At 74.3% G+C, this 12,999-nt stretch carries 11 protein-coding genes; 10 read left to right on the top strand and 1 reads right to left on the bottom strand.

The features are described 5' to 3' along the window. Nucleotides 1-20: 20 nt before the first annotated feature. The 5 genes from H9624_RS11405 to era all read left to right on the top strand — a co-directional run bounded on the left by H9624_RS11405 (nt 21) and on the right by era (nt 5,017). Nucleotides 21-1,061, top strand: a complete 1,041-nt coding sequence (locus tag H9624_RS11405; protein ID WP_251840014.1) for a PhoH family protein — start codon at nt 21-23, stop codon at nt 1,059-1,061. A gap of 100 nt (nt 1,062-1,161) precedes the next feature. Beyond that, a complete protein-coding gene (locus H9624_RS11400; RefSeq protein WP_251840013.1) occupies nt 1,162-2,181 on the top strand; it encodes an alcohol dehydrogenase catalytic domain-containing protein in 1,020 nt (339 codons plus the stop codon). Between the two features lie 175 nt (nt 2,182-2,356). Continuing rightward, nucleotides 2,357-2,809 carry an rRNA maturation RNase YbeY gene (gene ybeY / locus H9624_RS11395; RefSeq protein ID WP_251840012.1) on the top strand — a complete coding sequence of 151 codons (453 nt, stop codon included), beginning with the start codon at nt 2,357-2,359 and terminating at the stop codon, nt 2,807-2,809. A gap of 1 nt (nt 2,810) precedes the next feature. Next, nucleotides 2,811-4,115 (top strand): hemolysin family protein, encoded by a 1,305-nt coding sequence (locus tag H9624_RS11390; RefSeq protein WP_251840011.1) that lies wholly within the window; start codon nt 2,811-2,813, stop codon nt 4,113-4,115. Continuing rightward, the gene (gene era / locus H9624_RS11385; protein ID WP_251840010.1) at nt 4,112-5,017 is read left to right on the top strand and encodes a GTPase Era; all 906 of its coding nucleotides are present in this window, start codon (nt 4,112-4,114) and stop codon (nt 5,015-5,017) included. The genes H9624_RS11390 and era overlap by 4 nt, the downstream gene beginning before the upstream one ends. A 98-nt stretch (nt 5,018-5,115) precedes the next feature. Here era and H9624_RS11380 read toward each other — a convergent pair whose 3' ends face one another. Further along, nucleotides 5,116-6,180: a hypothetical protein gene (locus H9624_RS11380; protein WP_251840009.1), complete on the bottom strand. Its 1,065-nt coding sequence runs from the start codon at nt 6,178-6,180 to the stop codon at nt 5,116-5,118. 226 nt (nt 6,181-6,406) lie between these two features. Here H9624_RS11380 and H9624_RS11375 point away from each other — a divergent pair, with 226 nt between their 5' ends. From H9624_RS11375 to H9624_RS11355, 5 genes are read left to right on the top strand one after another with little or no spacing between them, the layout of a single operon-like run. Continuing rightward, nucleotides 6,407-7,888 carry an alpha/beta hydrolase family protein gene (locus H9624_RS11375; RefSeq protein WP_251840008.1) on the top strand — a complete coding sequence of 494 codons (1,482 nt, stop codon included), beginning with the start codon at nt 6,407-6,409 and terminating at the stop codon, nt 7,886-7,888. Between the two features lie 56 nt (nt 7,889-7,944). Then, nucleotides 7,945-8,748: a PP2C family protein-serine/threonine phosphatase gene (locus tag H9624_RS11370; RefSeq protein WP_251840007.1), complete on the top strand. Its 804-nt coding sequence runs from the start codon at nt 7,945-7,947 to the stop codon at nt 8,746-8,748. Further along, nucleotides 8,745-10,772 carry an FHA domain-containing protein gene (locus H9624_RS11365; RefSeq protein WP_251840006.1) on the top strand — a complete coding sequence of 676 codons (2,028 nt, stop codon included), beginning with the start codon at nt 8,745-8,747 and terminating at the stop codon, nt 10,770-10,772. The genes H9624_RS11370 and H9624_RS11365 overlap by 4 nt, the downstream gene beginning before the upstream one ends. Then, complete coding sequence (locus H9624_RS11360; RefSeq protein WP_251840005.1) at nt 10,769-12,274, top strand: serine/threonine-protein kinase; 1,506 nt, start codon at nt 10,769-10,771, stop codon at nt 12,272-12,274. Before H9624_RS11365 ends, H9624_RS11360 begins: the two co-directional genes overlap by 4 nt. Nucleotides 12,275-12,282: 8 nt before the next feature. Continuing rightward, on the top strand, nt 12,283-12,993 hold the full coding sequence (locus H9624_RS11355; RefSeq protein ID WP_251840004.1) for a hypothetical protein: 711 nt from the start codon (nt 12,283-12,285) through the stop codon (nt 12,991-12,993). The last annotated feature ends 6 nt before the right edge of the window (nt 12,994-12,999 follow it).

Here is a 12,999-nt window from a genome sequence, read left to right as displayed (position 1 = left end):
CCGGGGCCGCGCCCCTGCCCATGCCACACAGCGACGACGCGTCCAGGCCGGACGCGATGCTCCAGCACCAGATCACGATCCCCGACGACGTGCCCATGGTCTTCCTCCTCGGCCAGCGTGACGAGGTGCTCCGGGCGGTCGAGTCGGGCTTCCCCGCCGTCGACATCCACGTGCGCGGCAACGTCGTGTCCTTCGCCGGCCCCGCCGGTGACGTCGCGCTCGCCGAGCGCCTCGTCGACGAGCTCGCCGAGGTCGCCCGCAACGGGCAGGCGCTGACCGCCGACGCCGTCGAGCGCGCCATCCGCATGCTCACCGCGCCCACCGCCGAGCGGCCCGCGGACGTCCTCACCTTCGACATCCTCTCCAGCCGCGGCCGCACCATCCGGCCCAAGACGCTCGGGCAGAAGTCCTACGTCGACGCGATCGACGAGCACACCATCACCTTCGGCGTGGGCCCGGCCGGCACCGGCAAGACCTACCTCGCCATGGCCAAGGCCGTGCACGCCCTGCAGTCCAAGCGCGTCAACCGCATCGTCCTCACGCGCCCCGCCGTCGAGGCGGGGGAGCGGCTGGGGTACCTGCCCGGCACGCTCAACGACAAGATCGACCCCTACCTGCGGCCGCTGTACGACGCGCTGCACGACATGCTCGACCCCGAGTCGATCCCCAAGCTCATGGCCGCGGGGACCATCGAGGTCGCGCCGCTCGCCTACATGCGCGGGCGCACCCTCAACGACGCCTTCATCATCCTCGACGAGGCGCAGAACACCTCGCCCGAGCAGATGAAGATGTTCCTCACCCGGCTCGGCTTCAACTCGCGCGTCGTCGTCACCGGCGACGTCACGCAGGTCGACCTGCCGAGCGGCACGGCCTCCGGGCTGCGGGTCGTGGAGGGCATCCTCGACGGCATCGAGGACGTCGCGTTCTGCCGCCTCACCTCCGCCGACGTCGTCCGCCACCGTCTCGTCTCGGAGATCATCGACGCCTACGAGCGCTGGGACGCCGGACCGAGCGGGAACCGGGCCGACCGGCGCGCGACCCAGCGCCGCAGCTCCCGCTGACCTCACCCGTCCGTGGACGATGGTCCCGCCCTCGCGGGTGCCGGTACGACGACGATTGTCGTAGACAGCCGACACCGAGCGAAGGACGACAGTGGACACCATGCGTGCGTACCGGATGATCGAGTGGGGCCGCGCCCCTGAGTTCCAGGAGGTGCCGGTCCCCACGCCGGGCCCCGGACAGGTCGTGGTGAAGATGGCCGGTGCCGGCCTGTGCGGCAGCGACCTGCACGTCATGCACGCCCCGCCCGGGTTCTGGCCCCAGGACCCGCCCTTCACCCTCGGCCACGAGAACGCGGGCACGGTGAGCGCCGTCGGCTCCGGCGTCCTCGACCTGTCCGAGGGCGACGGCGTCCTCGTCTCCGGCGTCGGGTTCTGCGGCAGCTGTGACCGCTGCGTGGCCGGGCTGCAGAACGAGTGCCGCCACCTCGTCATGGCCGGCTACGGCATCGGGCGCGACGGCGGCCTCGCCGAGTACATCCTCGTCGACGCGCACCACGCGGTCCCGATCGGCGACCTCGACCCCAGGCTCGCGGCGCCACTGGCCGACGCCGGCGCCACCTCCTACCACGCGGTCCGCGAGCAGCTCCCGCGCCTGCGGCCCGGCAGCACCGCCGCGGTCATCGGCGTCGGTGGGCTCGGTGCCTACGCGGTGCAGTACCTCGAGAAGCTCACCGCCGCCCGGGTGGTGGCCCTGGACACCGTGGACCACCGCCTCGCCGACGCCAGGCGTCTGGGCGCGGAGGAGACGGTGCTCTCCGGCGCGGACGCGGCCGAGCAGGTCCGTGACGTCATGGGCGGGCCCGTGGACGTCGTCTTCGACTTCGTCGGCGCGACGCCCACCCTGCGCACCGCGATCGACATCATCGGCGTCGGTGGACGCGTCGTCGTCGCCGGCATCGGTGGCGGTGAGGTGCCGATGGGCTGGGAGAAGCTGCCGATGAACGGCCACTTCATCAACTCCACCGGCTTCACCCCGGCCGAGTACCGCGAGATCGCCGCCATGGCGGCGGCCGGCGACCTGGAGCTGCGCTCCACCGAGTTCGCCTTCGACGACGTCGAGAAGGGCTTCGCGGCCCTGCGCGAGGGCACCGTCGAGGGCCGCGCCCTCGTCGTGTTCTGAGCCACGCGACAGCGACGGCCGGTCACCAGCACGGTGGCCGGCCGTCGCCGCGTTGATACCATCGGTCGACCGCACACCGGGTGCGGCCCACCCTGCCGAGGAGATGTTCGGGCCCTCGCGCCCCGCCCATGCCGCTACACCCCGCCACCCCGACCGTGCCCCGCGGAACCCACCGATGAGCACCGAGGTCGCCAACGAGTCCGGCTACGAGGTCGACGAGGCGGAGTTCTCCGCCCTCGCGAGCTACGTGCTCGAGCAGATGCACGTCCACCCCCAGGCCGAGCTGTCGATCATGTTCGTCACCAGCGACGTCATGACCGAGCTCCACGTCAAGTGGATGGACGAGCCGGGCCCCACCGACGTCCTGTCCTTCCCCATGGACGAGCTGCGCCCCGGCCAGCCGGGCGAGGAGCCCGTCGAGGGCATGCTCGGTGACATCGTGCTGTGCCCCGAGGTCGCCGCCGCGCAGGCCAAGGCCGCCGGCCACAGCACCGCCGAGGAGCTGCTCCTCCTCACGACGCACGGCATCCTCCACCTCCTCGGCTATGACCACGCCGAGCCCGAGGAGGAGAAGGAGATGTTCGCGCTGCAGCGCAAGCTGCTGCTCACCTTCCTCGCCGAGCGCTGACATGGACGGACTGCTCTCCGACATCCCCGAGTGGTGGCTGCTCGTCCTCGCACTGGTCATGCTCGTCCTCACCGCCGTGCTCGTCGCGGCCGAGGCGGCGCTGCGGCGCATCGGGCGCACCGCGCTCAGCGAGCTGCACGTCGCCGACCGGCCGCGCGCCGACCGCGTCGAGCAGCTCGCCGACTCCCGCGAGGCCGCGCTGCCCGCGCTGGCCCTGGCGCGCGTCCTCGCGGAGATGACGACGGCGGTCGCCCTCACCCTCGTCGTCGCCGACCTCCTGCCCGAGTGGTGGCAGGTGCTGCTCACCGCCGTCGCCGTCACCGCGCTGCTCGTGGCCGTCGTCGCCGGCTCCGGGCCGCGGCGCCTGGGCACCCGCCAGCCCGGCCGCGTGCTCCACGCGCTGCTGCCCCTCGTCGGTGTCGTCCTCGCCGTCACCCGGCCCGCCGTCGTCGTCGCCCGGGCGCTGACGCCCAAGCCGACGCTCACGGAGGCCGAGGCGCGCGAGGAGGCCGCGGAGGACCTGCGCGACATGGTCGACCGCGTGAGCCAGTCCGAGCAGCTCGCCGACGAGGAGCGCTCGATGCTCCAGTCGATGTTCGAGCTCGGCAGCACCCTCGTGCGCGAGGTCATGGTGCCGCGCCCTGACATGGTGACGATGGACGCCGACCGCCCGCTCACCAAGGCGCTGGCCCTGTTCGTGCGCTCCGGCTTCTCCCGCGTGCCGGTCGTGGGGGAGTCCGTCGACGACGTGCGCGGCATCCTCTACCTCAAGGACGTCCTGCGCCGCACCCACATGCGGCCCGACGCCGGCTCCGACCTCGTCGAGTCCGTCGCCCGCGAGGCCGTCTTCGTGCCCGAGACGATCCTCGTCGACGACCTCCTGCGCGACATGCAGGCGAAGAACTTCCACATCGCGATGGTCGTCGACGAGTACGGCGGCATCGCCGGCCTCGTCACCATCGAGGACCTCCTCGAGGAGCTCGTCGGTGAGCTCACCGACGAGCACGACCGCGCCGAGCCCGTCGTCGAGGAGCTCGACGGCGGCCTCGTCCGGGTGCCCGCCCGGCTGCCCGTCGACGAGCTCGGTGAGCTCTTCGGCCTCGAGCTCGACGACGACGACGTGGACTCCGCGGGCGGCCTGCTCGCCAAGGCACTGGGCAAGGTCCCCATCCCCGGGGCCGAGGTCGAGGTCGCCGGACTGCACCTGCAGGCCGAGCGCGCCGGCGGACGACGCCGCCAGATCGCCACCATCCTGGCGCGGGCCGTCGAGGCGCCCGACCACGACGAAGAGGACGAGAGCTCATGACGTACTCGTGGCCCGAGGGCTACCGAGCGGGGTTCGCCTCGATGGTCGGACGCCCCAACGCGGGCAAGTCGACCCTGACCAACGCGCTGGTCGGCCAGAAGGTGGCCATCACCTCCGGCCGTCCCCAGACCACCCGGCACGCCGTGCGCGGCATCGTCCACCGCGAGGACGGGCAGCTCGTGCTCGTCGACACCCCGGGCCTGCACCGCCCGCGCACCCTGCTCGGCGAGCGGCTCAACGACCTCGTGCGCGACACGATGGGCGAGGTCGACGTCGTCGTCTTCTGCCTGCCCGCCGACGAGAAGATCGGTCCCGGTGACAAGTTCATCGCCCGTGAGCTCGCCGAGCTGCACACGCCCGTCGTCGCCGTCGCGACGAAGAGCGACAAGGTGAGCCGCGAGCGGCTGGCCGAGCATCTCCTCGAGATCGACGCGCTCGGGGACTGGGCGGAGATCGTGCCCGTCTCCGCCAAGCGCGGGGACCAGGTCGACGTCCTCGCCGACGTCCTCCTCGGGCAGATGCCCGAGTCCCCGCCGCTGTACCCCGAGGGGGAGCTCACCGACGAGCCGGAGGTCGTCATGATCGCCGAGCTCGTCCGCGAGGCCGCCCTCGAGGGCGTGCGCGACGAGCTGCCCCACTCGCTGGCCGTCGTCGTCGAGGAGATCGTCGAGCGCGAGGGCCGCAAGGACATGCTCGACGTGCGCGTCAACCTCTACGTCGAGCGCGACTCGCAGAAGGCGATCGTCATCGGACGCGCCGGCTCGCGCCTGCGCGAGGTCGGTACCCGCAGCCGCCGCGGCATCGAGATGCTCCTCGGTACCCGGGTGTACCTCGACCTCCACGTCAAGGTGGCCAAGGACTGGCAGCGCGACCCCAAGCTCCTCGGCCGCCTCGGCTTCTAGCCCGCGCCCCCGCCGCCTGGGACGCACACCCGGTCGTCTCGACGCCCCTCCCGCCACTTCCCGGAGTACTGGAGGTGCGTACCAGTCGAGTGGGGCGATCAGCGGCGGGTCCGGGTCGGGCCGGCGAGGAGCTCGGCGACCGGCCGCAGGTCCGCTCGGACGTTGCGCGGCACGGCGGCGAGGAGGCGAGCGAAGGCCGCGGCGGGATCGTCGAGCTCGCTTCTCGAGAAGCGCAGCATGACCGTGCCCGGGACCTCCCGCACGAGGTCCTCGCGCCGCTTCTCGGCCACGACGGTCGCCGAGGACTCCTCGACGCTCGAGACGAGTCCCCCGCCGGGCAGGTACTTGAGCTCGCCGTCGTACTCGAGGAGCACCGTGATGAACGTGACGGCGCCGTCCGGCAGCACGACCCGCCAGCGCCAGCCCAGGTCCGCGTAGAACGTGCCGCCGCGGGTGCGGACCTGCAGCTGCGTGGTGGGCGGAGGAAGCCCGCGGGAGACGGCGACCCACCGCAGCGTGGTCTCCATCGGGGACTCCGAGTACGGATCCGCCGCCTGGATGACCGCGCGGGCGCGTCGTCGGCCGTGGCCCGGTCCCTGGCCCACGAGCGCGAGCAGGCGATCGCGCAGGCGCTCGACGGCGTCGGCCTGGTGGGTCCGTCTGAAGCGGTTGGCACCGACGAGCGTGCGCATCCCGCTGTCCGCCACCACGAGCGCGTCCCGCGGGTGCATGCGTCGGGCACAGTCGACGATGGTGCGCTCGATGGTCGTGACGCGCAGGTCGCTCACCGTCGTCACGTCCTCCGGCGCGAGCTCGGCGCGGTGGCGTCTGAGGGTGCGCGCCCCGTGCGCGTTGGGCCTCGACCGCTGGGTCACCTCCGGCACCTCCGGCACGGACCAGAGCCACAGCCCGTGGAGCAGCGCTGCCGACGCGTGGCTGAACACCGCTCCGTTCCGCAGCCTCCGTGCCGCCGAGGCGATCATCGCCAGCGCACGCTCCTCGTCCTTCGCCCACCGGGTCGTCGCCGTCGGCGCCGGGACGAGCGCCCCGCGGCGGACGACGGCGAGCTCACCCGCCGCGACGGCTGCCCGGGCGGCACTGCGGCTGAGCTCGGAGCTCAGGTAGGCCGTGGGCACCGGGCGCGGCGTGATCTCCAGTCCCATGGGGTGATGCTGGCGTCCGCGGGCGGACGGCGGTCCCGGCACCACCGCTCCCTGTGGACCCACCGTCCCGCGCGCCGCACTGTGGAGCACGGCGCCTCGCCCCGTCCTCTCGGTCGCACCTCCGGTACTCCTCGAGGTGTCCGCAGGTGCTCCCAGCCGACGAGAGGTGCGTCCCAGACGGGGGGAGTGAGGCCGGTGACCGGCGGGCTGCGTCTACCCTGGCTCGGTGAGGTCGTGGAGAGTCGCCGTGACGGTGGTCGCGGTCCTGCTGTTCGGGCTCATCGGCACCGTCGCGGGCCCCGGCTGGCACCCGCAGCCGCTGGATCAGACGCTCGTCGTCCAGACCCCCGACGTCGCCATCGGCGGAGACGTCGCCACCGACCCGCTCGGCACGTACGAGACCCGCACCGAGACCTTCACCGTCGAGCTCGACGGCGCGACCGTCCGGGCGACCGTCCACGAGCCCGTCGGCGCGCCGGGTCTGCGCCCCGGCCTCGTCTTCATGCACGGCGCCGGCACCGCCACCCACGACAACTTCTGGCAGATCAGCGAGGCGCTCGCCAGCGCCGGGGTCGTCGCCATGGTCCCGGACAAGCGCATGGACACCTACAGCGCCCGCTACCGCGACTACCCGGCGATGGCCGAGGACTACATGCACAGCTTCCGGGAGCTCGCGGCCCGGCCCGGCGTCGACCCGGACCGCGTGGGCTTCTACGCCGAGAGCGAGGGTGCCTTCATCGCCCCCGTCGCCGCGGCCGAGCACCCCGAGGTCGCTCACGTCGTCCTCGTGTCCGCGCCCGTCGTCCCGGCGCGCGAGCAGTTCGCCCTCGCCACCGACACCTACCTGCGCAACCTCGGCGCCCCCGAGCAGCTCCTGCGCGCGGTGCCCCGGCTGCTCGGCAGCGAGATCCCCGGCGGCGGCTTCGTCTACGCCGACTTCGACGTCAGCCCCTACCAGCAGCGCATGGACCAGCCCGTCCTCATGGTCTACGGCACCGAGGACGTCTCGATGCCGGTGGTCCAGGCGCCGGCGAAGGTCGTCGCCGACCTCGCGGAGGCCGGCAACGGTGGCTACACGGTGCGCTACTTCGAGGGTGCCAACCACGGCATCCGCATCGACGGCGAGCTCGCGCCGGGCTTCCCGGAGGTGCTGGCCCGGTGGCTGCAGGGCCTGCCCGAGACCGCGGACGCCCAGCCGCGCATCGCCGGCGGCCAGCCCGACCAGCGCTTCCGCGCCGAGCCGGTCGACAGCCCCCGCTGGTACGCCTCGGGCGACATGATCGTCCTCACCCTCGTCGGCCCGCTCGCGCTCCTGGCGCTGGGACCCGTCCTGTGGCTGCTCACCCGGCTCGTGCGCCGCCCCAGCGAGGCCCTGCCCTCGCCGCTGGCCCGCACCACCGCGGCGCTCGCACTGGGCGTGCTCGCCGTGTGGACGCTCTTCGTCTCCTACCTCCTCGTCGTCGCGGACCTCGCGCTCAACTACGAGACCAACCCCTTCGCCGTCCAGGGCGGCTGGCTCGGGGTGCAGGTCGTCGCCATCGGGACGACGGCGGTGGGTGTCTGGTCCGCCACCACCTGGCTGCGCGTGCGCCGCAGCGGCGTGCGCACGGGGACCGTCGGCACGATCACGCTCGTCGGCGTCCACCTGGGGGCGCTCGTGCTGCTCCTCGCCGCCGGCTACTGGGGCGTCTTCCCCACGGTCTGGTGACCGCGGGGCGCTCCGCGCTCCCGTAGGATCCCCCTCGGAACAGCGAGAGGAAGCGGATGCAGATCCACTGGGGCGTGGCCACCGACGCGGGCGGCCGACGCCAGGCCAACGAGGACTCCGTGCTGGCGCAGCCTCCCGTCTTCGCCGTCGCGGACGGCATGGGCGGGCACGCGCGCGGCGACATGGCCAGCCGCACGGTGGTCACCGAGCTCGAGGGCCTGGCCCGCTCGGACCGGCCGCTGCGCCCGGAGGACGTCTCCGCCGCACTCGTCCGCGCCGGCGAGCGGATCCGCGAGACGATGGCGGGGGAGGACGCGGTGGCCGGCACGACGGTGGCCGGCGCGATCCTCACCGAGGAGGACGGGCAGCCGTTCTGGCTCGTCTTCAACGTCGGTGACTCCCGCGTCTACCGCTGCACCGCCCAGGACCTCGAGCAGGTGAGCGTGGACCACTCCCTCGTCCAGGAGATGGTCGACTCCGGCACGATCAGCCGCGCCGAGGCCCGCCGCCACCCCCAGCGCAACGTCATCACCCGGGCGGTCGGCACCGGCAGCGTGCCCGAGATCGACTTCTGGATGCTCCGCGCCGGCGGCCCGGACCGGCTCGTCCTGTGCAGCGACGGCCTGTTCGGCGAGCTCGACGACGGCGAGATCGCCGAGATCGTCGCCTCCGCCGCCCACCCGCACGAGGCCGCCGCCACCCTCCTCGACCGCGCCGTCCAGGGCGGGGGAGCGAACGACAACGTCTCCGTCGTCGTCGTCGCCGCCGGCGGGGACGACGACGTCGACAGCACCGAGCGGCGTGCCGGCGAGGACCACGGGTCCACGATCCCGCGCGCCGAGGCAGGAGCCGGTCGATGACGGCGCACGAGTACCAGACGGGCGGCTGGACGGCGCTCGTGACCGACGGCGCCCTCGCGCTGCTCCACCCCGGCGTGGCCGACGACGTCGCCCGCGAGCTGTGGCAGCTGACGACCACCGGGCGGCGCCTGGGTGCGTGGGTCGAGTACCTCGCCTCGCGGGGCATCGCCACGCTCCCGTCCTTTGCCATGGTCGAGGCCCACCCCGAGGGCCTGCGGGTGCTCGTGCGCGGTGAGGTCGACGTCGAGATCGCCGGCCGCACCGTGTCCGCCCGCGGCTACGCGACATGGCGCGAGGAGGTCGTGCCCGCGGCCACCGACGTCACGATCCGCGCCGCGGCCGACGACGGCGGCTGGCTGCCCCTCACCGGCGGCATCGTCCGCGCCGCCGCCGTGCGCCTGGCCGTGGACCAGGAGGTCCCCGCCGCGCCGCTCGAGGAGGAGGACGACGACGTCGAGCTCACCGTGGCCCGCATGCCCGCCCTGGCGGCAGCGGTCGCCGGCGCGTCCGCGGCCACGCCTGCCGAGGCGCCCGACGCGTCCACCGAGCTCTCCACGCCGGATGCCTCGACCGAGCTCGCTCCGCCCGCGACCGCGCCGGTCGGCGCCGCCACCGCAGCCGGTGCGGACGACAGCGACGAGGACACGGAGGGTGCCCCTGCACCGACGGCCGAGGCGCCCTCCGGGGTAGCCGGCTCCGGCGAGGCGCCCGCTCCCTGGGGCCTCGCGCCGGCACCCGGTGCGCCGCCCGCCCCGCCGCTGACGAACGTCCCCGCCGTCGGGACGCCGCCTGCCGTCGTGCCCGCCTGGCTGTCCGGGGCCCCGCGGGAGGAGCCGCCGGCACCGGCCGCCACGAACGAGTCGGCGCCTGCTGCTGCCATGAACGAGCCGGCACCCACGGTCGGCGCGGCCGGGCATGCACCCGCCGCCGCCGCTGCCGAGCCGGCGCCCGCTGCCGCGCCCGGTGCGGCCGAGCCGGCACCCGCTGCCGCGGCCGAGCCGGCCGAGCCGGGACCTGCTGCCGCTGCCGAGCCCGCACCCGCTGCCGCGGCCGAGCCGGCCCCCGCCGCCGCCATGAACGAACCGGCACCCGCCACCGCCGCTGCCGAACCGGCACCCGCCACCGACGCTGCTGAGCCGGCACCGGGCATCCCGGACGACCCGCCCGTCCCGGGTCCCGCCGCCGCGCCCGGTGCGCCGCAGGACGGCGCTGCCACGCCCGCGGACACCGACGAGGAGGACCCGGAGGACTCCGACGACTACGACTTCCTCCTGTGGTCCACCGAGCAGGTCCAGGCCCGCGAGGAGACACCGGCCCCCCGGCCCGCGGCTCCCGAGCCGGAGCCCGACGTCGAGCCCGAGCCCGTGCCCGAGCCCGTCCCGGTGGACGACTTCGGCCACGCCGACCTCGAGGCCACCCGCGAGCCGGAGCCCGAGGAGCACGGCGGGACGACCGGCGGCATCATCGACTCCGTCCCCGGCCGCCTGCGCCCCGCGGGCCCGCCGTCGGCGCCGGGCGCTGTGCCCACCCCTCCGGCCGCGCCGGTCGGCGCACCGGTGGACCTGCCGCCGCCGCCCACCGACGACGGCGACCACGACGGCGAGACGATCCTCGCCTCGGACCTGCCGGTCACCGACCTCGAGATCGCCGTGGAAGCGGTCGAGCGCCCCACGCCGCTCCTCGAGCTCGTCCTGTCGACAGGGCCGCGCATCGAGATGGACCGCCCGGTCCTCCTCGGCCGCGCGCCCGAGGCGGCGCGCTTCGCCGGCACCGAGGTGCCGCGCCTGGTGAGCGTGTCCAACCCCGAGCGCGACATCTCCTCCACCCACGCGGAGATCCGGCCGGCGGGCGGGCACGTCGTCGTCACCGACCTCAACTCGACCAACGGCACGGTCGTCCACCGCCCCGACCAGCCCTCCGTGCGGCTCCAGCCGGGCACCGGCGTGCCCGTGGGGGCGGGGGCCGTCATCGAGCTCGGCACCGGCGTCACGGTCACGGTCGAGCGGCCCGAGGGCGCGCAGTGAGCCCACGGCGCCAGCCCGCCCCGGCGCCGGACCTGCCGGGCTACACCGTCGAGCGGCTGCTCGGCTCCGGCGGCTTCGCCGACGTCTACCTGTACTCCCAGCGCATGCCGCAGCGGCAGGTGGCGATCAAGGTCCTCACCCACGAGGCGACGCGGGACCAGCCCCGGGAGCAGTTCGCCGCCGAGGCCAACCTCATGGCCCAGCTGTCGACGCACTCCTCGATCGTCACGATCTACCACGCGGACACCGCCGCCGACGGGCGCCCCTACCTCGTCATGCAGTACTGCCCGCTGCCCAACCTCGCCGAGCGCGTCAAGGTGCGGCCGCTCGGCGTGCCCGAGGTGCTCGGCATCGGGGTCCGGCTGGCCGGCGCCGTCGAGACCGCCCACCGCGCGGGCATCGTCCACCGCGACATCAAGCCCGCCAACATCCTCACCACCGAGTACGGGCGTCCCGCGCTCACCGACTTCGGGATCGCCGGGCTCACCGGCGCCGACGAGTCCGGTGGCGTGTCGATCCCGTGGGCGCCGCCCGAGGCCGTCGAGGGCCAGTCCGCCGGGGTGGCGGGCGACGTCTACTCCCTCGCCGCCACGCTCTACACCCTCCTCGCGGGCCGCTCGCCCTTCTCGCGGCCCGGCGGCCCCAACTCGCGCCTCGACTTCACCCTGCGCATCAAGCGCGACCCGGTGCCGCCGATCGGGCGCACCGACGTCCCGGCCTCCCTCGAGCAGCTCCTCGCGCGCGCCATGGCGAAGTCGCCGGCCGCCCGGCCCGCCAGCGCGCTCGAGCTGGCCCGCGCGCTCCAGGTCGTCGAGCAGGAGCTGCGCCTGGCGATGACCGACATCGAGGTGCCCGACACCTCGTGGCTCTCACCGGCCGCCCCCAGCCCCGACGACTCCGACGAGGGCCGCACCGTCGTGCGCGCCGTCACCGAGGTCGACCCCACCGGCGCGCCGCCACCGCCGCCGCCCGCGGACGACGAGCCGCACACCGTGCTGCGTCCCGTCCGCGACGGGTGGGAGCCCGAGGACCTCACCGAGAGCACCCGCAGCCGCCGGGCCGTCGCCACCGACGCCGACGACGCCGCCCCCGAGCGCCGCCGCCCCGGACGTCGCTGGGTGGTCGCGGGGGCCGCGGCCGCCGTCGTCGTCGTGGGCGGGATCGTCGTGGCGGGCCAGCTGCGCGGGGAGGAGGAGCCCGAGCCGGCACCGACCTCGACCATCGGCACGGTCGTCCTGCCCGACGTCGTCCCCAGCCCCGTGGACCTCAGCGGTGAGCGGGTCAACGACAGCCAGGTCGAGTTCACCTGGACGGCGCCCGACGTGCCCGGGGAGGTCACCTACTCGTGGGTGCGGACCGACGGCAACAAGGTCGGGGAGAGCCAGCCGGTGGACGAGCCGCCGCTGGCGCTCGAGTCGAGCGGGCGGGTGTGCGTCGAGGTGCGCACGATCACCGAGCAGGGCATGGTCTCGGCCGAGCCGGCCGAGGCGTGCGTCGAGTGAGGGAGACGATGAGCGAGGACAGCACGCTGCAGCTGGAGTTCTGCGGGGAGTGGTTCCCCATCACCCGCGACGAGCCGTTCTACATCGGGCGCGAGGGCGCCCTCGAGATCGACGACAACCCCTACCTCCACCGGCGCTTCCTCCGGATCGCCTTCGTCGAGGACCTGTGGTGGATCGAGAACGTCGGCGCCCGGCTGTCGGCGACCCTCGCCGACAGCGAGGGCAACACCCAGGCCTGGCTCGCCCCGGGCGCGCGCCTGCCGCTCGTCTACGCCGGCACCACGATCCTCTTCACCGCCGGGCCCACGACCTACGAGATCAACCTCGTCAACCCCGACCCGACCTTCGCGCCCGCCAAGGCCGAGCCGGTCCACGTCGGGGACACGACGATCGGGCCGGTCGCCCTCACCGAGTCCCAGCACCTCCTCGTCCTCGCGCTCGCCGAGCCGGTGCTCTCGGGCCGGGGGAGCGCGGCGATCCCCACCTCCGCGCAGGCCGCCGAGCGGCTGGGCTGGGCGCTGACGAAGTTCAACCGCAAGCTCGACAACGTCTGCGACAAGCTCGACCGCAACGGCGTCCGGGGGCTGCGCGGCGGCCCGCAGCAGCTGGCGGTCAACCGGCGCGCGCGGCTCGTCGAGCACGCCGTCGCCTCGCGCATCGTCAGTCCCGACCAGCTCCCGGGGCTGGACGAGGAGAAGGCGCGGAACGCCTCCGCATGAGGGTGG

The sequence above is a fragment of the Oceanitalea stevensii genome (genome assembly GCF_014837105.1).
Taxonomy (GTDB): Bacteria; Actinomycetota; Actinomycetes; order Actinomycetales; family Actinomycetaceae; genus Oceanitalea; species Oceanitalea stevensii.
This window is presented reverse-complemented; position numbering and strand designations above follow the sequence as displayed.

Bases quoted from the DNA above. Each gene is read 5' to 3' on its own strand.
- H9624_RS11405 (WP_251840014.1), top strand. From the start codon at position 21: ATGCCACACAGCGACGACGCGTCCAGGCCGGACGCGATGCTCCAGCAC.
- H9624_RS11400 (WP_251840013.1), top strand. From the start codon at position 1,162: ATGCGTGCGTACCGGATGATCGAGTGGGGCCGCGCCCCTGAGTTCCAG.
- ybeY (WP_251840012.1), top strand. From the start codon at position 2,357: ATGAGCACCGAGGTCGCCAACGAGTCCGGCTACGAGGTCGACGAGGCG.
- H9624_RS11390 (WP_251840011.1), top strand. From the start codon at position 2,811: ATGGACGGACTGCTCTCCGACATCCCCGAGTGGTGGCTGCTCGTCCTC.
- era (WP_251840010.1), top strand. From the start codon at position 4,112: ATGACGTACTCGTGGCCCGAGGGCTACCGAGCGGGGTTCGCCTCGATG.
- H9624_RS11380 (WP_251840009.1), bottom strand. From the start codon at position 6,180: ATGGGACTGGAGATCACGCCGCGCCCGGTGCCCACGGCCTACCTGAGC.
- H9624_RS11370 (WP_251840007.1), top strand. From the start codon at position 7,945: ATGCAGATCCACTGGGGCGTGGCCACCGACGCGGGCGGCCGACGCCAG.
- H9624_RS11365 (WP_251840006.1), top strand. From the start codon at position 8,745: ATGACGGCGCACGAGTACCAGACGGGCGGCTGGACGGCGCTCGTGACC.
- H9624_RS11355 (WP_251840004.1), top strand. From the start codon at position 12,283: ATGAGCGAGGACAGCACGCTGCAGCTGGAGTTCTGCGGGGAGTGGTTC.